The 20,650-nt window shown below is 70.7% G+C and carries 19 protein-coding genes; 8 read left to right on the top strand and 11 right to left on the bottom strand.

Annotated elements, in window-relative coordinates; genetic code table 11:
• Nucleotides 1-49: 49 nt before the first annotated feature.
• From DY262_RS03390 to DY262_RS03380, 3 genes are all read right to left on the bottom strand, one after another.
• Nucleotides 50-1,018 (bottom strand): TRAP transporter substrate-binding protein, encoded by a 969-nt coding sequence (locus DY262_RS03390; RefSeq protein ID WP_116957588.1) that lies wholly within the window; start codon nt 1,016-1,018, stop codon nt 50-52.
• A complete protein-coding gene (locus tag DY262_RS03385; RefSeq protein ID WP_116957587.1) occupies nt 1,015-1,854 on the bottom strand; it encodes a putative hydro-lyase in 840 nt (279 codons plus the stop codon). Before DY262_RS03385 ends, DY262_RS03390 begins: the two co-directional genes overlap by 4 nt.
• Before the next feature lie 99 nt (nt 1,855-1,953).
• Nucleotides 1,954-2,925 carry a LysR family transcriptional regulator gene (locus DY262_RS03380; protein ID WP_116957586.1) on the bottom strand — a complete coding sequence of 324 codons (972 nt, stop codon included), beginning with the start codon at nt 2,923-2,925 and terminating at the stop codon, nt 1,954-1,956.
• 91 nt (nt 2,926-3,016) lie between these two features.
• Here DY262_RS03380 and DY262_RS03375 point away from each other — a divergent pair, with 91 nt between their 5' ends.
• From DY262_RS03375 to crcB, 6 genes are all read left to right on the top strand, one after another.
• Nucleotides 3,017-3,982: a TRAP transporter substrate-binding protein gene (locus tag DY262_RS03375; RefSeq protein ID WP_116957585.1), complete on the top strand. Its 966-nt coding sequence runs from the start codon at nt 3,017-3,019 to the stop codon at nt 3,980-3,982.
• 110 nt (nt 3,983-4,092) lie between these two features.
• Nucleotides 4,093-4,596, top strand: coding sequence for a TRAP transporter small permease (locus DY262_RS03370; RefSeq protein ID WP_116957584.1), 504 nt, complete (start codon nt 4,093-4,095; stop codon nt 4,594-4,596).
• Entirely contained in the window at nt 4,589-5,884 is a 1,296-nt protein-coding gene (locus DY262_RS03365) for a TRAP transporter large permease (RefSeq protein ID WP_116957583.1), read from the top strand. Before DY262_RS03370 ends, DY262_RS03365 begins: the two co-directional genes overlap by 8 nt.
• A gap of 184 nt (nt 5,885-6,068) precedes the next feature.
• Entirely contained in the window at nt 6,069-10,295 is a 4,227-nt protein-coding gene (locus DY262_RS03360) for a beta-ketoacyl synthase N-terminal-like domain-containing protein (RefSeq protein ID WP_116957582.1), read from the top strand.
• A 72-nt stretch (nt 10,296-10,367) separates the two neighbouring features.
• Nucleotides 10,368-11,360, top strand: a complete 993-nt coding sequence (locus tag DY262_RS03355) for a recombination-associated protein RdgC (RefSeq protein WP_116957581.1) — start codon at nt 10,368-10,370, stop codon at nt 11,358-11,360.
• A 2-nt stretch (nt 11,361-11,362) separates the two neighbouring features.
• Nucleotides 11,363-11,728 (top strand): fluoride efflux transporter CrcB, encoded by a 366-nt coding sequence (crcB, locus tag DY262_RS03350; protein WP_116957580.1) that lies wholly within the window; start codon nt 11,363-11,365, stop codon nt 11,726-11,728.
• 18 nt (nt 11,729-11,746) lie between these two features.
• On the opposite strand, the gene DY262_RS03345 is transcribed toward crcB, so the two are convergent.
• Together DY262_RS03345 and DY262_RS03340 are read right to left on the bottom strand one after the other, a co-directional pair.
• Complete coding sequence (locus DY262_RS03345; protein WP_116957579.1) at nt 11,747-12,094, bottom strand: GFA family protein; 348 nt, start codon at nt 12,092-12,094, stop codon at nt 11,747-11,749.
• A gap of 126 nt (nt 12,095-12,220) precedes the next feature.
• The gene (locus DY262_RS03340; RefSeq protein WP_116957578.1) at nt 12,221-12,613 is read right to left on the bottom strand and encodes a VOC family protein; all 393 of its coding nucleotides are present in this window, start codon (nt 12,611-12,613) and stop codon (nt 12,221-12,223) included.
• A 280-nt stretch (nt 12,614-12,893) separates the two neighbouring features.
• On the opposite strand from DY262_RS03340, the gene DY262_RS03335 reads away from it, so the two are divergent.
• Nucleotides 12,894-13,454 (top strand): NADPH-dependent FMN reductase, encoded by a 561-nt coding sequence (locus tag DY262_RS03335; protein ID WP_116957577.1) that lies wholly within the window; start codon nt 12,894-12,896, stop codon nt 13,452-13,454.
• A gap of 4 nt (nt 13,455-13,458) precedes the next feature.
• Nucleotides 13,459-14,373, top strand: a complete 915-nt coding sequence (locus DY262_RS03330; RefSeq protein WP_147326170.1) for an AraC family transcriptional regulator — start codon at nt 13,459-13,461, stop codon at nt 14,371-14,373.
• 23 nt (nt 14,374-14,396) lie between these two features.
• Here the strand turns inward: DY262_RS03330 and DY262_RS03325 are convergent, their stop codons facing one another.
• Genes DY262_RS03325 through DY262_RS03300 form a run of 6 tightly spaced genes read right to left on the bottom strand, consistent with a single transcriptional unit; the run spans nt 14,397 to nt 20,473 of the window.
• Nucleotides 14,397-15,902 (bottom strand): amidase, encoded by a 1,506-nt coding sequence (locus tag DY262_RS03325; protein ID WP_116957575.1) that lies wholly within the window; start codon nt 15,900-15,902, stop codon nt 14,397-14,399.
• 52 nt (nt 15,903-15,954) lie between these two features.
• Nucleotides 15,955-16,668 (bottom strand): ABC transporter ATP-binding protein, encoded by a 714-nt coding sequence (locus DY262_RS03320; RefSeq protein ID WP_116957574.1) that lies wholly within the window; start codon nt 16,666-16,668, stop codon nt 15,955-15,957.
• A complete protein-coding gene (locus DY262_RS03315) occupies nt 16,655-17,404 on the bottom strand; it encodes an ATP-binding cassette domain-containing protein (RefSeq protein ID WP_116957573.1) in 750 nt (249 codons plus the stop codon). Before DY262_RS03315 ends, DY262_RS03320 begins: the two co-directional genes overlap by 14 nt.
• A complete protein-coding gene (locus DY262_RS03310; protein WP_245980790.1) occupies nt 17,401-18,384 on the bottom strand; it encodes an ABC transporter permease subunit in 984 nt (327 codons plus the stop codon). The genes DY262_RS03315 and DY262_RS03310 overlap by 4 nt, the downstream gene beginning before the upstream one ends.
• Nucleotides 18,381-19,244, bottom strand: a complete 864-nt coding sequence (locus tag DY262_RS03305) for a branched-chain amino acid ABC transporter permease (protein ID WP_116957572.1) — start codon at nt 19,242-19,244, stop codon at nt 18,381-18,383. The genes DY262_RS03310 and DY262_RS03305 overlap by 4 nt, the downstream gene beginning before the upstream one ends.
• Nucleotides 19,244-20,473: an ABC transporter substrate-binding protein gene (locus DY262_RS03300; protein ID WP_116957571.1), complete on the bottom strand. Its 1,230-nt coding sequence runs from the start codon at nt 20,471-20,473 to the stop codon at nt 19,244-19,246. Before DY262_RS03300 ends, DY262_RS03305 begins: the two co-directional genes overlap by 1 nt.
• Nucleotides 20,474-20,650 lie beyond the last annotated feature (177 nt).

Raw genomic sequence — 20,650 nt, 5'->3', positions numbered from 1 at the left:
CGGGGCGAGGCGGCCTGCGCGGGCCGGGCCCCGCCGTGCGCGAATCGGTTCAGGGCTGTTTGCGGTACGCGTCGACGATGGCCTGCCCCTCGGGACCCGCGGCCTTGATCCACTCGGCGGTCATGGTCTCGCCGATGGACGCCAGCGCCTTCCTCATGTCATCGCTCGGTTGGCTGATCGACATACCGGCGGCCTTCAACTGGCCGATGTACTCGCTGTCGAGCTTCTCGCTCAGCGCCCAGCCGCGCGCTTCCGCCTGCGCCGCCGCCGTGGTCAGCGCGTTCTGCGTGGCCTTGTCCAGCGCGTTGAAATCCTTGAGATTCACCACCGTCACATTGCGCGGCAGCCAGGCCGATACCGGGTAGAAGTGCTTCACCTGCTCGTGAAGCTTGCTCTCCACACCGCTGGCGCTGGAGGTGAGGAAATTCTGCACCGCGCCCGTGGCCAGGGCCTGCGGCAGCTCGGCGAGCTGGATCGTCACGGGCTGCGCCTTGAGCAGCTGGGCGATGCGCGTGGTGGCCGGGTTGTAGGCGCGCATCTTGGTGCCCTCCAGGTCGGACGCGTAGTTCACCGGCTTGATCGAGTACAGCGACTGCCCGGGCCAGGGCACCGAGAACAGCACCTTCAGGCCCTGCTGGGCCAGCAGCTTCTCCTGCGCGCCTTTGGCCGCCTGGTACAGGCGGCGCGATTGCTCGTAGCCCGTGGCCAGGAAGGGCACCGAGTCCACCCCGAACAGCGGGTTCTCGTTGGCCGCGCCGGAGAGAATGAACTCGCCGATCGGCGTCTGCGCGGTCTGCACCGCGCGCTTGATCTCATTGGCCTTGTAGAGCGATCCGCCCGCGTGCAGGGTGATCTTGAGCTTGCCCCCCGTGGCCTTGTCCACGTCGTTGGCGAACTGCTGCAGGTTCTGCACCTGGAAGGTATTGGCGCCGTAGCCGCTGGGCAGATCCCACCGGGTCTGCGCGTGCGCGGCGCCGGCCAGGGCCAGAGCACACAGGCCGATTGTTGTCTTGATCATGGTCGCTCTCCTTGTTCGCTCGCGAGTTGCTGGTTGAGAAGGTCGGTGATCAGCATCGCGCCCGGGGCGTGCGTGATGCAGAACGGGAGGCGGGCCTGGGCGATCGCCGCCTGGGGCGTGACCCCGCAGGCCCAGAACACGGGCACTTCGTCGGGCAGCACCGCCACGGCGTCGCCGTAGTCGGGCCGCGACAGGTCGTGGATGCCGATGGCCGCGGGGTCGCCCACATGCACCGGCGCGCCGTGCACGTCGGGAAAGCGGGAGGTGATCTCCACGGCGCGCGCCGCATCGGCTGCCTTGAACGGGCGCATGCTCACCACCATGGGGCCCGCGAACGGTCCGGCCGGCGCGGTGGCCAGATGGGTTCGGTACATGGCCACGTTGCGGCCTTCGTCCACGTGGCGCAGCCGCATGCCAGCGTCCATCAGCGCCTGCTCGAACGAGAACGAACACCCGATCACGAAGGTGACGAGATCCTCCCGCCACACATCGGCGATGTCTGTCGGCTCCCCGACCAGTTCGCCGTCGCGCCAGACGCGGTAGCGCGGCATGTCGCTGCGGATGTCGATGCCCTCGCCCAAACCGGGCAGTGAGGGATCGCCCGGTCGCCCCACCGCCAGCAGCGGGCAGGGCTTGGGGTTGCGCTGGCAGAACAGCAGGAAATCGTCCGCCAACGCCTGCGGCAGGATCACCACGTTGCCCTGCACCAGTTCGTCGGCCAGGCCGCTGGTGTGCTTCGTCCATTCGCCGCGGCGAATGGCGCCGCGCACGCGGCGCGCCAGGGCTTGCGCATCGGCATCGATTCGCCGTGTCGCCAGGTCGTCCAGGAATCCCACTGCGTTCGCCTCCGGTCCTTTGTGTTCGTGACGAGCCCGTCACATTGGGGCCGGATTGTGGTCAGTGGCCGAAGCCACCACAAACGAAAATTTTCTTGCTTATCTCATCGATTTTTTCGATGCCTTTGACTGGGGCGACTTCTGCGACGTCTTCGTGCGCGGCCGCCCCAATGCGGTGCCGTCGCCCGACCCGTTCCAGACGTCAACGAACGCCTGCGCCGAGCGCATCACCGTCTCCACCGCCTGCGCGGACGGGTCGCTGCGGTAGCTGGCATGGATAGGCAGCGGCTGCAGGCGCGCGTCGCAGGGCAACTCGCGCAGGTCGGCCACCACGAACAAGTGCCGCACCGCCTCGCGCGGCAGCGTGGCCACACCGAAGCCACCCTGCGCCATCTGCAGCATGGCCGAAACGGACGAGATGGTGTGCACGCGCCGCGGCTCCACGCGCGCCGCGCGAAAGAGCTCCAGCAGGGCCACGTGCGGCAATGAGCCGCGCTGGAAGGTCAGCAACTCCAGCTCGGCCAACTCCTGCAGCGTGTAGCGACGCCGCCGGTGCAGGCTGGCGCTGCCCACGAACACCATTTCCATCGACGGCAGCGCGCGCGAGCGCACGCCATCGGTGGTGGCTGGCAGCGCCGTGAACACCAGGTCCTGCGTGCCACGTCGCATCTGCTCGATCAGCACCGGCGTGGTCTCGACCGACAACTCCAGCTCCAGCGCCGGGTTCTCGGTGCGCAGCTGCTCCATCCACGGGATCAGCCAGGCGTGCAGCACCGACTCGATGGCGCCGATGCGCAACGACACCGCCAGCGCATCGCCCGAGCCCATCTCGGCCTTGGCCTCGCGTTGCAGCTCCAGCAAGCGCTGCGCGTAGACCAGGAAGCGCGTGCCGGCCATGGTCAGCCGGAACTGCTTGTCGCGCCGATCCAGCAGCAGCACGCCCAGCTCCTCCTCCAGCGCGGCGATTCGGCTGGACATCGCCGATTGCGTGAGGAAGAGCTTCTCGGCCGCGCGCGTCACGCTCTTGAGTGTGGCCACCCAATAGAAAGCCTCGACGAAGCGCAGATTCATGGTGTTCTCCGGGGAAATACGGACGGGCCTGGCCCGGCTTTTGCAACTATGCTGCCCGTCTTCGTCATCCGTTCAACTTTCTGGAGCGACCATGAACTTCAAGCTTGCCCTGGCCGGCGCGGCCTTCGCACTGAGCGCCAGCGCCCAGGCTCAGACCGCCTGGGACCTGCCCGCCGCCTACCCGGCCACCAACTTCCACTCGGTCAATCTTGCCAGCTTCGCCAGCGACGTCGACAAGGCCACCGGCGGCAAGCTCAAGATCACCGTGCACCCCGGCGCTTCGCTGTTCAAGGCGCCGGAGATCAAGCGCGCCGTGCAGGGCGGCCAGGCCCAGGCCGGCGAGGTGCTGCTGGCCAACTTCCAGAACGAGTGGCAGGTCTTTGGCGTGGACGGCATCCCCTTCCTGGCCACCAGCTACGCCGATTCGAAGAAGCTCTACGCCGCGCAGAAGCCCATCCTGGAGAAGAAGCTCGCCGAACAGGGCATGGTGCTGCTGTATGCGGTGGCCTGGCCGCCGCAGGGCCTGTACAGCAAGAAGCCCGTGGCCAGCGCCGCCGACCTCAAGGGCAGCAAGTGGCGCGCCTACAGCCCGGCCACCTCGCGCATCGCCGAACTGGTGGGCGCGCAGCCCGTCACCGTGCAGGCCGCCGAGCTGTCGCAGGCCCTGGCCACCGGCGTGGTCGAAAACAACATGACCTCGGGCGCCACCGGCGTGGACAGCAAGCTCTACGAACACCTCAAGTACTACTACGACGTGCAGGCCTGGCTGCCGAAGAACGCCGTCATCGCCAACAAGAAGGCCTTCGACGCGCTCGACAAGGCCACGCGCGACGGCCTCATGAAGGCGGCGGCCGACGCCGAGGCGCGCGGCTGGGCGGCCTCCGAGAAGGTCAACACCGACACGCTCGCCACCCTCAAGGCCAATGGCATGGCGGTGGAGCCGCCCTCGGCCGCGCTCAAGGCCGACCTGCAGAAGGTGGGCGCCACCATGCTGCAGGAATGGCTGTCGAAGGCCGGCCCCGAAGGCCAGCAACTGATCGACGCGTACAGGAAGTAACACCCCCGCCGCGCTTCGCGCGACCCCCTCGAGGGGGCGGCACCTGAGGACCGGCGCAACCGGATCCTCGGTGCCCTGGGTCTGGCTTCGCGGCGCCTCCACCGTTCCTCATGCGCAAACTGCTTGACTCTCTCTACCTCGGCGCCGGCTGGCTGGCCGCCCTCTTCATGATCGGTGTGCTGGTGATGGTGCTGCTGTCCATCGTCAGCCGCGTCGCCGGCTTCTACGTGCCCGGCACCGACGCCTACGCGGGCTACGCCATGGCCGGCGCCGGTTTCCTGGCGCTGGCGCACACGCTCAAGAGCAACGAGCACATCCGCGTCACGCTGATCATCGGCAAGCTGCGCGGCGGCGCGCGGCGCGGCCTGGAGCTCTGGGCGCTGTCGGTGGCGGTGCTCATGAGCGGCGCGCTGGCCTGGTACGCCTGGCGCCTGGTGTGGCAGTCCAACACCTTCCACGACATCTCCACCGCCGCCGACGCCACGCCGCTGTGGATTCCCCAGGTGCTCATGGGCCTGGGCTGCACGGTGCTGTTCATCGCACTGCTGGACGACTGGGTGCTCGAATGGCGCGGCCAGCGCTCGCGCGCCGAGGGGGAGACGCGGCATGAATGAGTTCGTCGTCACCAGCCTGCTCATCGCCTCGCTGTTCCTGCTGCTGGGCAGCGGCGTATGGATCGGCCTCACGCTCGCCGGCGTGGCCTGGATCGGCATGGAGCTGTTCTCCTCGCGCCCCGCGGGCGACGCCATGGCGCTCACCATCTGGGGCTCGGCCAGCAGCTGGACACTGACCGCGCTGCCGCTGTTCGTGTGGATGGGCGAAATCCTGTTCCGCACCAAGCTGTCGGAGAGCATGTTCAAAGGCCTGGCGCCCTGGGTGAACGCCCTGCCCGGGCGCCTGCTGCACACCAACATCCTGGGCAGCACCATCTTCGCGGCGGTCTCGGGCTCGTCGGCGGCCACCTGCGCCACCATCGGCAAGATGACCATCCCCGAGCTCACGCGGCGCGGCTACCCGCCCGAAAAAATCGTGGGCTCGCTCGGCGGCGCCAGCACGCTGGGCCTGCTGATCCCGCCCTCGATCATCATGATCGTGTACGGCGTCGCGGCCGAGGTCTCCATCGCGAAACTCTTCGTCGCCGGCGTCATCCCCGGCATCGTGCTGGCGGCGCTGTTCAGCGGCGCCATCGTGGTCTGGGCCCTGCTCAACCCCGACAAGGTGCCCAGCGCCGACACGCGGCTGAGCTTCACCGAGAAGCTCCATGAGGCGCGCCACCTGATCCCCGTCGTGGTGCTCATCGGCAGCGTCATCGGCGCCATCTACAGCGGCATCGCCACCGCCACCGAAGCGGCGGCCATCGGTGTGGTGGGCTCGCTCATCCTCTCGGGCTCGCAGGGCTCGCTCAACTGGGTGAGCTTTCGCGACTCGCTGCTGGGCGCCACGCGGCTGTACTGCATGATCGCGCTGATCCTGGCGGGCGCGGCCTTCCTCACGCTGTCCATGGGCTACATCGGCCTGCCGCGGCACCTGGCCGAATGGGTCGGTGGCCTGGGCCTCACGCCCGGCATGCTGCTGATCGCGCTGGCCGTGTTCTACATCGTGCTCGGCTGCTTCCTCGACGGCATCTCCATGATCGTGCTCACCATGGGCGTGATCCTGCCGACCGTGCAGGCCGCCGGCATCGACCTGATCTGGTTCGGCATCTTCATCGTCATCGTGGTGGAGATGGCGCAGATCACCCCGCCCGTGGGCTTCAACCTCTTCGTGCTGCAAGGCATGACGCGGCGCGAAATCACCTGGATCTCGACGGCCTGCCTGCCCTACTTCCTCATCATGGTGTTCGCCGTGCTGCTGCTCTACTGGTTCCCCGGGCTGGTGAACTGGCTGCCGTCCAAGATGTAGGCCCGGGCGCTTCCCACCGCCAACCCGCCACCGTTCGGTGTGCGGGTTTTCTTTTGCCGGTGCGGCGGCGGGCCCGCCCGTTCGACGCAACAGTGCCAACCAAAGGATCAAGCTTGCGCCGCATCGGCGCCGGCTCGGGCCAGTTCGCCCAGCATGGTGCCCCGCTCAAACCAGGGAGTCCACCATGCACAGCACGCCACCCGCGACGCTGGCCGACGTCTTGCTCAACGCCGCCAGCCTTCCCGCCCCCCACGCCCTCGTCACCGTGCACCGCGACGGCAGCGAGACCCCCTTGAGCTACCCCGGCCTGCTGGCCCGCGCGCGGGGCCTGCTGGCCGCGCTGCAGGCGCAAGGCCTGTCGCCGGGCCAGACGGTGCTGACGCAGGTCGGCGCCAGCGCCCGCCAGCTCGAGGTCTTCTGGGCCTGCGTGCTCGGGGGTCTGGTGCCCGTGCTGCTGCCCAAGGTGGCGAGCTGGCGGCGCGAGAGCGAGGCTTCCCGCCGGCTGCGCGCCGTGTGCGGTTTGCTCGGGCCTGACGCCACGCTGCTGATCGACGAAGACCAGCGGGCCGACTACGCCGGTGGCGCGGCGCCCCTGCCCAGCGGCATGCGCTGGCTCCGCGACCCCGGCGAGGCCGACGCCGCGCGGGCGCGCGCGCACCGGGCCCAGCCCGGCGATCTGGCCTACCTGCAACTGTCCTCCGGCTCCACCGGCACGCCCAAGGGCGTGCGGCTCACGCACGCGAACATGCTCGCCAACCTGCGCGACATGGCGCAGGCCCACGGGCTGCTGCCGGCGCACGGCTTCCTCAACTGGATGCCGTACTACCACGACATGGGCCTGGTGATGTTCCATCTGCTGCCCGCCTACCTCGGGGCGGGCCAGGTCAAGCTCGATGCCACCGACTTCGTCGCCGATCCGCTGCTGTGGTTGACCAAGATCCACCAGCACCGCTCGGCCGTGGTGGGTGGCCCCAACTTCGGCCTGCGCCACGTGCTCGAAGCGCTCGACGGCGGCCCGCCCGTGGGCGTGGACCTGTCCTGCGTGCGCCTGTGGTTCAACGGCGCCGAGCCGATCTGGGTGCCGACGATGCGCGCGTTCATGTCCCGCATGGCCACGGCCGGCCTGCGCCCCGACGCCATGACGCCGGCCTACGGCCTGGCCGAGGCCACGGTGGTCGTGTCGCTCTCCCCGCAGGGCGGGCGCGCGCTGGCCCACCGGCTCGACCGCCAGGCGCTGCTGCGCGACGGCCTGGTCCGGGACGCCGCCGATGGCGTGGAGGCGATCGAGTACGCCGATGTCGGCCTGCCCCTCGCCTCCACGCAGGTGCGCGTCGTCGGCGAAGACGGTGGCGAGCTCGGCGAAGAGCGTCTGGGCGAGGTCCAGGTCCGTGGCGCCAGCGTCACCAGCGGCTACGAGACCCGCGCCGAGGGCGCCGCGCGCGAATGCTTCGACGCCGAGGGCTGGCTGCGCACCGGCGACCTCGGCTTCCTGCGTGGCGGCCGCCTCACCATCACCGGCCGGCTCAAGGACGTGATCGCCCTCCACGGCCGCCAGGTGATGGCGGTCGACGTGGAGCAGCACCTGAGCCAGCTGTTCGGGCTCAAGACCGGGCGCATCGCCGCTTGCGGCGTGCCGCAGGCCGATGGCAGCGAGGCCGTGGTGCTGTTCGTGGTGGCACGCGCGCGCGACGGCGGCGGGTGCCTGCTGCACCGCCTGCGCGCCGCCGCCGAGGCCTACCTGGCGCACCCGGTGGCCTGCGCCGTGCCGGTGCGCCGCATCCCGCACACCTCCAGTGGCAAGCCGCAGCGCCACCAGCTCCGGCAGCAATGGCAGCTGGGCGAATTCGCCGAGCGGCTCCAGGCCGTCCCTGCCCCTGCGCCCCAGGCGCCGTCCCCGGCACCGGCCAACGACGACCTGGTGCGCCAGGTGGTGCAGGCCTGGTCCGAGGCCCTGCGCCTGCGTCCCGGCGATATCGGCCTGGACACCCCGTTCACCTCGCTGGGCGGCGGCTCGGTGCAGGCGATCCAGGCGCTGGCGCTGCTCGAAAAACGCCTGGGCCGCCGCCTCGGCACGGGGCTGCTGGTCGACGGCCGCACGGTGCGCGACACCGTGGCCTACCTGGAGCGCCACCCAGCGCCCTCGCAGGCCGCGCGTGCCACCTCCGCCTCCACCTCCGCCTCCACCTCTGCCTCCACCTCTGCCTCCACCGCTTCCCCCGCCTGTGCGCCGGCGCAGGCGCCTGCCGACGCGTCGCCGGCCATCGCCGTCATCGGCATGGCCTGCCGCTTCCCCGGCGCGGCCTCGCCGGCGCAGTTCTGGGGCCAACTGCGCGACGGCGTGTCGTCGATCCGCGAAGTGCCGGCGCCGCCCTGGATGCCCGAAGGCCAGCGCCTGCACATGGGGCGCATCGATGGCATCGAGCTGTTCGCGGCCGACTTCTTCGGCGTGGACGACGAAGAGGCCCGGCTCATGGACCCCCAGCAGCGCCTGATGCTCGAGTTGGGCTATGAAGCACTCGACGACGCCGGCTACACCGGCGCCCGTATGCCGGCCCAGCGCAAGGTCGGCGTCTGTGTCGGCTCGATCCACAACGCCTACCTGGAGCCGCTCATCGAACTGCGCCGCCGGGGCGATTGCCCTGCCGCGCAGCACCCGCAGCTGCTACCGGGCAACCTGTTGAGCATCATCGCCGCGCGCGTGTCGCAGCGGCTCGACCTCAAAGGCCCCGCTCTGCACATCGACACGGCCTGCGCGTCCTCGCTGGTGGCGCTGCACTGCGCCTGCACCGAACTGCGGTCGGGCCAGTGCGAGATCGCGCTGGCCGGCGGTGTGAGCCTGCTGTCCACGCTCAGCATGTTGCAGCTGCTCAGCCAGACCGGCACCCTGTCGGACGAAGGCGTCTGCCGGGTATTCGACGAGGCCGCCAGCGGCATGGTGGCCAGCGAGGGCGCGGGCCTGGTGGTGCTCAAGCGGCTCGACCAGGCGCTGGCCGACGGCGACCGCATCGACGCGGTGATCTCGGCCACCGCCGTCACCAACGACGGCCACTCGATCGGCCTCATGGCGCCCACGCTGGAAGGGCAGGAAGCGATGCTGCGGCAGGCCCTGGCCCAGGCCGGCCTACACCCCTCGCAGATCGGCTACGTCGAGGCCCATGGCACCGGCACGCCGGTCGGCGACGCGATCGAGGTGCACGCGTTCACCAGCGTGTTTGGCGAGCCGGGCGGCGCGCCGTACTGCGGCATCGGATCGGTCAAGGCCAACATCGGCCACCCCATGGCCGCGGCCGGCGTGGCGGGGCTGATCAAGCTGCTGCTGTCCCTGCGGCACGGGCTGCTGCCGCCCACCTTGAACCTGCGCAAGCCCCACCCGAACCTGCGCCTGGAGCACACGCCGTTCTGGCCGGTGCTGTCCGCCGCGCCCTGGCCCCGGGGCGCGGCCCCGCGGCATGCCGGCATCAGCTCCTTCGGTTTCGGCGGCACCAACGCGCACGCGATCGTGTCCGACGCGCCGCTGCCCGCGACCCGCGCGCGCACCACGCGTTCGCACCACCTGCTGTGCCTGTCGGCGCGCAACCGCGAGGAACTGCTGGCGGTGCGCGCCCGCCTGCTCGACCAACTGCTGGAGCAACCCGACCTGTCGATGCTCGACCTGTCGTTCACCCGCTGCGCGGGGCGCGAAGCCTTCAGGCTGCGCGAATGCCTGGTGGTCTGCGGCGTGCGGGACGCCATCGACCAGCTGCGGCACGGACCTCGGGCATGGCCCGGCGACGAGGGGCTGGCGGCCCTGGTGGCACTGGGCCAGCGCTGGCTGCGCGGCGAACCCGTCGACTGGCGCGAGCACTTTCGTGGCAGCGGCGCGCGCATCGTGCCCCTGCCGACCTACCCCTTCACCCGCCGCGCGTACTGGCTGCCGGGCAGCTCACCCGACACGCGGGGGCCAGCCGCGCCAGTGGCGCGCGAGCCAGCCGGCGGATCGCCCGGTGCCAGCGCCGCGGGCCGTGACGACCCGCACCCCGCCCCGGCGCGGACCACCGACGCGCAGGCAGCAATCGGGCAGACCGCCACCGCCACCGCCACCGCCACCGCCAGCCCACCGGCCGCCCCGCCACCCGCCGGTCCGCTGGCCGAGGACACCGTGGCCCACTGGATCGAGACCGAGCTCGCGTCGCACGGCCTCTTGTGCGCCGACCGCTCGGTGCCGTTCTCGCGGCTCGGCGCCGACTCGCTGATCGCCGTGCACACCTGCCACGCGCTCGCGGCCCGGCTGGGCACCGACGTGTCCATGGCGCTGTTCTTCGAGTACGCCTCGGTCGAGCGCCTGGCGCGCCACCTGGCCCGGCTGCACGGCCCGTTGATCGAACGCCTGCTGGCCGAGGCCACCACCCGCACGCCGCTGGCGCCGCGCTGATCCACCGCCGCTAAGATGCACACCCCGCCACCGCCCAGGTGAGCGGGGTTCGTTTTTCCGGAGATCCCTTTCGTGTTCAAGAACCTCACGCTCTACCGCATCGGCCCCGGTTGGGCGCCCACGCCCGATGCGATGGAGAAAGCCCTGGACGGCCAGCGCTTCGTGCCCTGCCCCGCCACGCAGGACAAATCGGTCGGCTGGGTGGAGCCGCGCGGCGAGGCCCACGGCCCGCTGGTGGAAGCCATCGCCGGCCAGCGCATCCTCAAGCTGCAGATCGAAACCAAGTCGGTGCCCGGTGCCGTCGTGCGCCGCAAGGCCCAGGAGGCGGCCGATCACATCGAGGCCACCACGGGCCGCAAGCCCGGCAAAAAGGAAACCAAGGCCCTGCGCGAAGACGCCCTGCTCTCGCTGCTGCCGCAGGCCTTCTCGCGCCAGCAGACGTCCTGGGTGTGGATCGACCCCGAGCGCGGCTGGCTCGCCACCGACGCCAGCAGCCAGGGCAAGCTCGACGACCTGGTCACCGCCCTGGTGCGCGCCTTCGACGGCCTGGTGCTCACGCTCTTCAATACGCAGCAGACGCCGCAGAGCGCCATGACGCAGTGGCTCAGCGCCAGCGACGCCGAGGAATGGCCCGAGGGCCTGGCCGTGGAGCGCGACTGCGAGCTGCGCTCCAGCGATGAGGAAAAGTCGGTGGTGAAATTCACCCGCCACCACCTCTTCAACGACGAGGTGCGCCGCCACATCAGCGAAGGCAAACTGCCCACGCGCCTGGCGCTCAACTGGGAAGGCCGCGTCGGCTTCACGCTCACCGAAAGCATGGCGCTCAAGAAGATCCAGTTCCTCGAAGGCGTGTTCGAAGAGAACCAGGGCAAGGAAGAGCAGAGTTTCGACAGCAACGTCGCCATCGGCACGGGCGAGCTGCGCGGCGTGCTCGACGCGCTCATTGCGGCGCTCGGCGGTGAACTGCAACCGGGTCAGGTGCCGGGGCATGAGCCCGCGCCGGCCGGCGCGGCGCCCGCGTCCGACGCCACCCCGGCCAAGGCCAGCGACGACGCACCGTTCTGAACATGGCCTCGGTGCTCGCCATCTGCCTCGGGGCCTGCGCCGGCGCGCTGCTGCGCTGGCGCCTCGGGCTGTGGCTGAGCCAGCCGCACAGCCTGCTGCCCTGGGGCACGCTGGCGGCCAACTGGATCGGCGCCTATGCCATCGGCCTGGCCCTGGCCGTGTTCCACGCCAACCCGCACATCGACCCGGTCTGGCGCCTGGCCATCGTCACCGGCCTGCTGGGGGCGCTCACCACCTTCTCCACCTTCTCCGTCGAGGTGATCACGCTGCTGCAGCAGGGCCGGCTGGCGCTGGCCCTGGGCGTGGCCTCGCTGCACCTGCTCGGCTCGCTGCTGCTCACCTGGCTGGGGCTCAAGACCCTGGCCTGAGCGGCGGGCGCGCCCCGCTCAGGCCGACCGGCCGTCGAAGTGCTGCACCGGGATCGCCGCGAGGTCGATGCCCTCCACGCAGCGCAGGTTGATCGCCGCCATGGCCCGGCCCTGCGGGTCGGTGCCCTCGCCATACGGGTGCATGCCGCACACCGGGCAGAAGCGGTGCTTGATGAGGTGCTGGTTGAAGGTGTAAGTGCTCGCGGCGTCCTCGGGCGTCTGGAGCACGAGGCTCGCGCGCGGCACGAACCACAGCAGCGAACCCTTGCGCGAGCAGATGGAACAGTTGCAGGCCAGCGCGCCGTCGATGCGGCCTTCGACCTCGAACGCGACGCGGCCGCAGTGGCAGCTGCCTTGGTACTTCATGGGCGGTGTCCTCCTGAAAAGCTCATGCTGATGTGCCGGGTGGGCGGGCGCAAGCGCCAGCCCGCGGCAGCGGCCCAGGCGAAAGGCGGTCGGGCATGGAAACGTCCTTGGGGTGCGTGCGTGTGCTCAGGCTGGCGAATGGCAGGCCACGCAGAGCTTGTTGCCCTCGGTGTCGCGGAAGTAGGCGCCGTAGTAGTGGGCGTGGTATTCGGGGCGCGGCCCGGGCGGCCCCTCGCAGGTGCCACCGCTGGCCAGCGCCATGGCGTGGGCGAGGTCCACGGTGGCGCGGCGCTCGGCCAGGAAGGCCACCATCTGGCCATTGCCCACCGCGTGGGCCTGCGCGTCGTGTGGCCGGCCGATGAGGAACAGGGGCCGCGGGCCGGGCTCGGACTGCCAGCCGGCCCAGGGCCGCGCGGGATCGCAGAAGCGCTCCTGGATGCCCAGCACGGGCATCAGTTGCCGGTAGAAGGCCAGCGCGCGGTCGAAGTCGCTGACGCCCAGGTGGATGTGGGAAAACACAAGGGCCCCTTCGTCAGCGGCATGCCACGCAGCCCTGGGGCTTGAGCAGGCGCTCGTGGCCCACCTCGGGCGGCAGGTCGGCGCGGCGGCACTCGCAAGGGGGTCGCAGCTGGAGCATGGAAGGCCTCGTCGGGTCGCGAACGAAGCGACCAGTGTAGGCAATACCCGGGCCTGGAGGGCATGCCCCGTTCCCCCATCGTTTGGTCGGAATTGGGCGCTGACCAACAATGCCCCGACCACCCGGGCCATGCGCCCATCCATCCCCCGCAGGAGATCCTCCATGGCCCAGTACAAGGTCGGCTACATCATCGGCAGCCTCGCCAGCGCCTCCATCAACCGCCAGCTCGCCAAGGCCCTGGTCAAGCTCGCGCCGGCGGAATTGGCCCTGCACGAGATCCCCATCAAGGACCTGCCGCTGTACAGCTACGACCACGACGCCAATTACCCGGCCGTGGCCACCGCCTTCAAGCAGGCCATCGCCGACGCCGACGCCCTGCTCTTCGTTACGCCCGAGTACAACCGCTCCATCCCGGGCGGCCTGAAGAACGCGATCGACTGGGGGTCGCGCCCCTGGGGCAAGAACTCGTTCACGGGCAAGCCCTCGGGCGTCATCGGCGCCTCGGTGGGCGCCATCGGCACCGCGCTGGCGCAGGCCCACCTGCGCGCCGTGCTCAACTTCTGCGCTGCGCCGCAGATGGCGCAGCCCGAGGCCTACATCCAGTTCAAGAAGGGCCTGGTGGCGGAGGACGGCAGCTGCACCGACGCCGGCACCGAGGAGTTCCTGCGCAACTACATGAAAGCCTTCGCCGCCTTCGTGGCGGCGAACAAGGCCCGCGGCTGAGCCCGTGGGCGCCCCGGCCACTCCCCTGGCGAGCGTGCTGTCGCGCTCGCCCAGCTACCGCCTCGACCAGGTCACGCCCCTCGCGGGCCGCTGCCGCGGCACCTTGATCCACTGCACCTTCGAGGCGCACACGGTGGAGATCCCGCCGCTGGACGAGGTGGTGCTGCTGGCCGCCAACGAGTACCGGCTCAAGCGCGCGCTGTTCGACTTCGGCTGGGGCTTTCGCGACCACTTCAGCAGCCACCCGCACCCGCTGCACGTCTTTCCCGCCGGCAACGCCTACCGCTGGTGCAAGGACGGCTACGCCGACGTCACGCTGCTGGCGCTGTCGGCCGGCGACCTCAATGGCCTGCTCGACGAGCTGGGCCACCGCAACCCCGGCGACGGCCTGTGGCAGCTGTCGCAGCGCGGCTTCGCCAACCCCACCATCTACCAGTTGGTGACGCAGTTCATGCAGCACGCCTCCAGCGCCAGCCCGCGGCTGATGGTGGACAGCTACTGCGCCGTGATCGCCAACGAGCTGGGCCAGCAGTGGGGCGCGCGCGGGCGCGCCGGCCCCGCGGTGCGCAAGCTGCCGCCGGCCGTGCTCAAGCGGCTCATCGACCACATCAAGGAACACCTCACGCAGGACCTGAGCCTGGACGAGCTCGCGGCCATCACGGGCTTCTCCAAGTTCCACTTCCTGCGCTGCTTCAAGGCCTCCACCGGCCGCTCGCCGCTGCAGTACGTGGGCGACCTGCGCGTGGCGCACGCGCGCCGCCTGCTGGAGCGCACCGCCCTGCCCATGGACGCGGTGGCGCGCGACAGCGGCTTTTCCGGCGCCGACCACCTGGCGCGCGCCTTCGGCAAGGCCACGGGCCTGTCGCCGCGCGCCTACCGCACCGCGCTGGGCGGCGTGGGCGGGCGGCGCCGGCACTGAGGGCCGCGCCACGCCGCGTGGCCTCAGCCCGCGTGGCGGCGCTCGTGGTCGGCCGCGGCGCGCAGCACCAGCGCGTCGTCAAAGTGACGCCCGATCAGCATCAGGCCCACCGGCTTGCCGTCCGCCTCGCCGCAGGGCACGCTGACCGCGGGATGGCCGGTGAGGTCGAAGGGGCTGGTGTTGGCCAGCATGGTCCAGCTGTGCTGGATCACCTCGGCCACCGGCGCGTCGTCGGACGGAATGGGCAACGTGGGGAAGGGCGTGGTGGGCATGAGCAGCAGCTCGCGGCCGTCCAGTGCCTCGTCGTACGCCGCGCGCAGGCGCCGGCGCAGGTTCTGCGCCTTGGCGTAGAAGCGGCCCTGGTACTGCTGGTGCAGGTAGGCGCCGAGCAGCATGCCGATCTTCAGCGTGTGCGGCATCTCGTTGGCGCGCGCGCGCAGGCCGCCCAGCGCGGTCATCAGCGACAGCGGGTACGCGCCCGTGGTGAGGTGGCCCGCGCCCTGGCCGCCGTAGAGCGTGTGGTAGGTGCCTTCGTTGGCGATGGCGCTCCAGATCGCAAAGCCATGGCGGTGCCAGGGCACCGAGACCTCGTCGACCACCGCGCCCGCCGCGCGCAGCGCCTCGATGGCGGCGCGCACCGCGCTGTCGGTGCCCGGGTGCGACTCGGGCAGGCCGAAGGACTCCTTCACCACGCCGATGCGCAGGCCCTTCACGCCGCGGTCCAGGCCCTGGGTGTAGCGCTCCACCCGCACGCCGCGCTGGCGACCGTCGATGCCGTCCTCGCCCGCGATCGCCTCCAGCAGCAAGGCCACGCCGGCCACGTCGCGCGCCATGGGCCCCACGTGGTCGATGCTGTGGTCCAGGCCCATGACGCCGGTGTAAGGCACCAGGCCATAGGTGGGCTTGAGGCCCACGATGCCCGAGAACGAGGCCGGGATGCGGATGGAGCCGGCCTGGTCGGCGCCGATGGCCAGGTCCACCTCGCCCGCCACCAGCAGCGCGGCGCTGCCGGTGGTGGAGCCGCCCGGCGTGTGGCCCGGATTGCGCGGACTGTTCACCGGGCCGCCTGCGCTGGTGGCGCTGCCGCCCGAGAAGGAGAAGTACTCGCAGGCCGACTTGCCCACGATGTGTCCGCCCGCGTCCAGGATGCGCGTGACCAGCGTGGCGTCGCCCTCGGGCGCATAGCCTTCCAGCAGCGAGGCGCCGTTCATCATGGGCACGCCGGCGATCTGCACGTTGTCCTTGATCGCCACCGTCTTGCCCGCCAGCGGGCCCTCGGCCGCGCCACGGATGTCGCAGCGCACCGACCAGGCGCCCCAGGGGTTGTCCTTCGCCTCGGGCCGCGTGCCGCCGGCGCGCGGGTAGCGCACGGGCAGGGTCTGGTCGGGCAGGCGGTCGACCGTGCGGAACTCGGGCACCAGCGGGGCCAGCATGTCCAGCACGGTTTGCGCGTAGTCGGCGTCGACGTCGATGCCCAGTTCCTCGCCCAGGTAGCGCAGGCGGTCCTTGTTCGGCAGATGGAATGCCATGGTGTTCCCTTGAAAGTCTTGTTGGAGATCGGCGGGCGCGGGTCGCGCCGCCTCAGCCCGCGAACTCGGCCGACTCGACCAGCGCCGCCATCGCCGCGGCGTCGCTGGCGCGGGCCTCGCGCACGGTGCGGCCCTTCTCCAGCACCACGATGCGGTCGGACAGGGCGCGCAGGAAGTCGAGGTTCTGCTCGACCAGCACGATGGACAGGCGGTGGCGCTCGCGCAGTGCCCGCAGCAGCACCACCATGTCCTCGATGATGGAGGGCTGTATGCCCTCGGTGGGTTCGTCCAGCAGCACCAGCGTGGGCCGCGTGCACAGGCAACGCGCCAGCGCCAGGATCTGCTGCTCGCCACCGCTCAGCAGGCCGCCGGGGCGCTCCAGCAGGCGCGGCAGCGCGGGGAAGTCGGCCAGCACCTCGTCCACCACGCGCGCCGCCTCGCGCCGCCCGTGCACCGAGGCCGCGAACAGCAGGTTCTCGCGCACCGACAGCAGCGGGAAAATGCGCCGGCCCTGCGGCACATAGCCGATGCCCAGCGCCACGCGCCGGTGCGTGGGCAGGCCCGCGATCGACTGGCCCCGCCAGCGCAGCGTGCCCGCCGTCAGCGCGATCTCGCCCACGATGGCGCGCATGAGCGTGGTCTTGCCCATGCCGTTGTGCCCCAGCACGCCGAGGAACTCGCCCTCGCCCACCGACAGCGAGACGCCGTCGAGCACGTTGATGCGGCCGTAGCCGCCACGGATGCCTTGCAGTTCAAGCACGCACATGCTCCTCTCGACCCAGGTAGACGTCGCGCACCACGGGATCGGCCAGCACCGCGTCCACGGCGCCGTCGCGCAGCACGGCGCCGCGGTGCAGCACCGTCACGCGCTCGGCAATGCGGCGCACGAAGCGCATGTCGTGCTCCACCACCACGATGGCGCGGCCCGCGCCGCGCATGGACAGGATCAGCTCGGCCGTGCGCGCGGTCTCCTCCTCGCTCATGCCGGCCACCGGCTCGTCCAGCAGCACCAGCAGCGGGTCGGTCGCGAGCACCATGCCCAGCTCCACCCACTGGCGCTGGCCGTGCGAGAGCGCACCCAGCTGGCGCTGGCGCACCGCGCCCAGGCGCAGCTGTTCGAGCACCTCGTCGACCACCGCGCCCACCGGGCGGCGCGCGCGGTGGCGGCCGGCGGCCACGCGCAGGCTGGCGTCCACCGTGAGGCCGTCGAACACGCTGGACACCTGGGTCTTCACGCCCACGCCTAGCCGCGCGATCTCGTGGCGCTCGAAGCCATTGACCTCGCGGCCCAGGATGCGCACGCGGCCCGCGCTCGGCGCCTGCTGGCCCGTGAGCGTCTTGAACAGCGTGCTTTTGCCCGCGCCGTTGGGGCCGATGAGACAGCGCAGCTCGCCGCGCGCCACGGACAGGTTCACCCGGTCCACCGCCACCACGCCGCCGAAGCGCACGCTCAGGTCTTCGGTGTGGATGGCCAGGTCCTGCGGGGATGCCGGGGCGCTCATGCGGCGCCCCCGTCGCGGCCGGGCATGCGCTCGCGCAGCCAGGGCAGCAGGCCCTTGGGCAGCAGCAGCACGCACAGCACGAAGATCGTGCCCAGCACCAGGTTGGTGTCGGCCAGGCGCGTCTGGCCCAGCCAGGTGGTCAGCCACTGGATCAGCACGCAGCCCAGCACCGGGCCGAGCAGCAAGCCCACGCCACCCACCTGGGCCCAGATGATGATCTGCGCCGCGAAGCTGATGCCGAACACATCGGGTCCGACGAAGCCGCCCCAGGCCGCGTGCAGCGCGCCCGCCAAACCGGCGATGGCCGCGCCGATCACGAACACGCCGAGCTTGTGGGCGCGCGCGTCGTAGCCCAGAAGCTCGGCGCGCAGCTCATGCTCGCGGATCGCCGCGACGACCTGGCCGAAACGCGAACGCACCAGGCCCTCGAGGCCCGCGTAGACCAGGACCAGCAGCGCCGCGCTCAGCAGGTAGAGCTGTGCGAAGTCCAGCTCCTGCCCGAACAGCGCGATCGGTGGCACGCCCGGGATGCCGTTGTAGCCACCCAGCGCCACCTCGCCGAGGCGGAAATCCGAGCCCGACACGGTGTTGACCAGATGGAACAGGATCAGCGAAGCGGTCAGCGTGATCACGCCCAGGTAGACGTCGCTGATGCGGCCGTAGAACAGGAAGTAGCCCATCAGCGCCGCGCCCGCCACCGGCAGCAGCAAGGCGGCGCCCAGGGCGATCGCGCTGCCCTGGCCATTGAGCGCCAGCACCGCGTAGGCGTAGGCGCCCAGGCCGAAGAACACCGACTGGCCGAAGCTGAAGATGCCCGCCACGCCCCACACCAGCGCCATGCTCAGCGCCAGGATGGACAAGATCACGTAGACGTTGAGCGTGACCAGCGTGGCCAGGTCCACCAGCCAGGCGACGCCGAACAGCGCCACCACCGCCAGCGCCCACGCCAGCGGCTTGACACCTGCAATGCGTGCGCTCACAGCGACCTCCGGAAGAAGCGGCCGGTGATGCCCGACGGCATGAGGCGCAGCAGCACCACGGCCAGTGCCAGCAGCGCCACGTGCCCGGCCACCGGCGTGGCCCAGCGCGTGACCAGCTCGCTCAGCGTGCCGAACAGCGAACTCGCCACCACCGTGCCCGTGATCGCGTTGGCCCCGCCGGTGATGACGGTGATGAAGGCGCGCGTGACGTAGGCCGTGCCGATGGTGGGCACCGCGCCGGTCAGCGGTGCCATCACCGCGCCCGCCAGGCCGCTGATGGCCGCGCCGGCCGCGAAGGTCCAGGCGTACACGCGCGAGGTGTTCATGCCCAGGGCCTCGGCCATCGGCGCGTTCTGCATGGTGCCGCGCGCCAGCAGGCCGGTGCGCGTGTGGCGCAGCACCCACCAGGTGCCCAGCACCAGCGCGGCGGCGACCGCGATGATCAGCACGCTGTACCAGGAGTCGCGGTAGCCGCCGAGCGTGAAGCTGCCCAGCGGCGCGACCACGCCGCGCTGCTGGAAGCCGAAGGCCCAGGTCGCCAGGCCGATGAGCGCCAGGCTCACGCCCCAGGTGGCGAGGATGGTGTCGAGCATGCGCCCGTAGAGGTGGCGGATGATCAGCCGCTCCAGCGCGTAGCCCACCAGCCCCACCACCGCCGGCGCGACCACGAACATGGCGAGCCAGATGTTGAGGCCGGCCTGCACGCTGAGCACCAGGGTATAGCCGCCGATCATGAGGAACTCGCCGTGTGCGAAGTTCACCACCCGCATCATCCCGAAAACGATGGCCAGGCCCAGGCTGGTGAGCACCAGCAGGGCAATGGCGTAGACGAGGTGGAAGGACAGGACCGCGTAGTCCATCAGATGCGCGGCTCGAACTGCTGGTTGGTGTTCGGGTTCTTCACCAGGTCGCACTGGCCCACCATGTCGATGGCCGTGACCGCTCGGCTCTTGTCCAGCACGCGGTAACCGCCGTCGCGCACCTCGGCCAGGTACATGTCGTAGCTGCAGTGGTGGGTGGCGGGGTCGAGCGCCACCTGGCCGTGCGGCGCGTCGATCGACAGGTTCGACTCCAGCGCCTTGAGCACCGCGTTGCGCTCCAGGCTGCCGGCCTTGGCCACGGCGGCGGCCCACAGCCGCAGCGCCACGTACTCGTTCATCGTGGTGTTGCTCACGTAGTCCTTGTGGCCCGCGTCGCGGTAGGCCTTGATGAAGGCCTTGTTCGAGGGCATGTCCAGCTCCTCGAAATAGTTGGTGCAGACGATCACGCCGTTGGTGATCTCCTTGGGCATGAGCAGGTGCTCGCCCACGTCGCCGAAGGTCTGCGAGGCCAGGGCGACCTTGCCCTTCATGCCCGAGGCCGCCCACTGGCCGTAGAAGCTGCCGTGCGCCGGACCGACGAAGCTGTTGATGATGGCGTTGGGTGCCGCGGCCTGGATCTTGGCGATGGTGGTGTTGAAGTTCGCCGCGTCCATGGGGAACAGCTCCACCCCCACCACCTCGCCGCCGTGCTCGGCCGCGAGCCGGCGGATCCATTTGGCCGAGAGCTGGCCGAAGTTGTAGTCCGCGCCCAGCACGTAGAGCTTCTTGCCGTGGTTCTTGATCAGGTGCGGCACGATGGTGCGCAGCGCGTGGCTGGGCGTCACGCCGGTGAGCACGGTGTTGCGGTCGCACACGCCGCCCTCGTAGGGCATGTTGTAGAAGTAGGGCACGTTGGCGCGGCGCAGCACGGGGCGCACCACCTCGCGCGCGGCGCTGGTCACGCCGCCGAAGGCCACCACGGCCTTGTCGCGCAGCGCCAGCTGCTGGCCGAACTGCGCGTAGAGCTGGTTGTTCGACTGCGTGTCGTATTCGACGATGCGCAGCGGGCGGCCCAGCAGGCCGCCGGCCGCGTTGATCTGGGCCACGCCGAACTTGAGCACGTTGCTCTTGCCGCGCCCGAAGGGCTGCAGCGGGCCGGACATGTCCTGGATGCTGCCGATGACGATCTCATTGCCCTGGGCGCGCGCCAGGGAAGACAGGCCCGCGAGCGGAGCGGCCAGCAGGCCGGAGGCCAGGGTGCCGGTGAAGGCGCGGCGGTTCAGGTTCATTGGAGGTCTCCTCGTCGTTGCCACAAGACCCGGGCGGGTCGAACGGGGAGCGAAGGTATGTCAGGCCAGCGGCGCGGTGGGCCCCACCGGAGCGCGCGGCCCAGCTTCCGCGCAATTTCGGCCGGGTCGGCGCAATCCGGCCCGGATGGGCTGGGCACGCGGCTTGCCGCCGCGCGG

The sequence above is a fragment of the Hydrogenophaga borbori genome, assembly GCF_003417535.1.
GTDB lineage: Bacteria > Pseudomonadota > Gammaproteobacteria > Burkholderiales > Burkholderiaceae_C > Hydrogenophaga > Hydrogenophaga borbori.
This window is presented reverse-complemented; position numbering and strand designations above follow the sequence as displayed.

Excerpts from the sequence above, each read along its gene's own strand:
- DY262_RS03390 (WP_116957588.1), bottom strand. The coding sequence starts at position 1,018 with ATGATCAAGACAACAATCGGCCTGTGTGCTCTGGCCCTGGCCGGCGCC.
- DY262_RS03380 (WP_116957586.1), bottom strand. The coding sequence starts at position 2,925 with ATGAATCTGCGCTTCGTCGAGGCTTTCTATTGGGTGGCCACACTCAAG.
- DY262_RS03375 (WP_116957585.1), top strand. The coding sequence starts at position 3,017 with ATGAACTTCAAGCTTGCCCTGGCCGGCGCGGCCTTCGCACTGAGCGCC.
- DY262_RS03370 (WP_116957584.1), top strand. The coding sequence starts at position 4,093 with ATGCGCAAACTGCTTGACTCTCTCTACCTCGGCGCCGGCTGGCTGGCC.
- DY262_RS03365 (WP_116957583.1), top strand. The coding sequence starts at position 4,589 with ATGAATGAGTTCGTCGTCACCAGCCTGCTCATCGCCTCGCTGTTCCTG.
- DY262_RS03360 (WP_116957582.1), top strand. The coding sequence starts at position 6,069 with ATGCACAGCACGCCACCCGCGACGCTGGCCGACGTCTTGCTCAACGCC.
- crcB (WP_116957580.1), top strand. The coding sequence starts at position 11,363 with ATGGCCTCGGTGCTCGCCATCTGCCTCGGGGCCTGCGCCGGCGCGCTG.
- DY262_RS03345 (WP_116957579.1), bottom strand. The coding sequence starts at position 12,094 with ATGAAGTACCAAGGCAGCTGCCACTGCGGCCGCGTCGCGTTCGAGGTC.
- DY262_RS03335 (WP_116957577.1), top strand. The coding sequence starts at position 12,894 with ATGGCCCAGTACAAGGTCGGCTACATCATCGGCAGCCTCGCCAGCGCC.
- DY262_RS03325 (WP_116957575.1), bottom strand. The coding sequence starts at position 15,902 with ATGGCATTCCATCTGCCGAACAAGGACCGCCTGCGCTACCTGGGCGAG.
- DY262_RS03320 (WP_116957574.1), bottom strand. The coding sequence starts at position 16,668 with ATGTGCGTGCTTGAACTGCAAGGCATCCGTGGCGGCTACGGCCGCATC.
- DY262_RS03315 (WP_116957573.1), bottom strand. The coding sequence starts at position 17,404 with ATGAGCGCCCCGGCATCCCCGCAGGACCTGGCCATCCACACCGAAGAC.
- DY262_RS03305 (WP_116957572.1), bottom strand. The coding sequence starts at position 19,244 with ATGGACTACGCGGTCCTGTCCTTCCACCTCGTCTACGCCATTGCCCTG.
- DY262_RS03300 (WP_116957571.1), bottom strand. The coding sequence starts at position 20,473 with ATGAACCTGAACCGCCGCGCCTTCACCGGCACCCTGGCCTCCGGCCTG.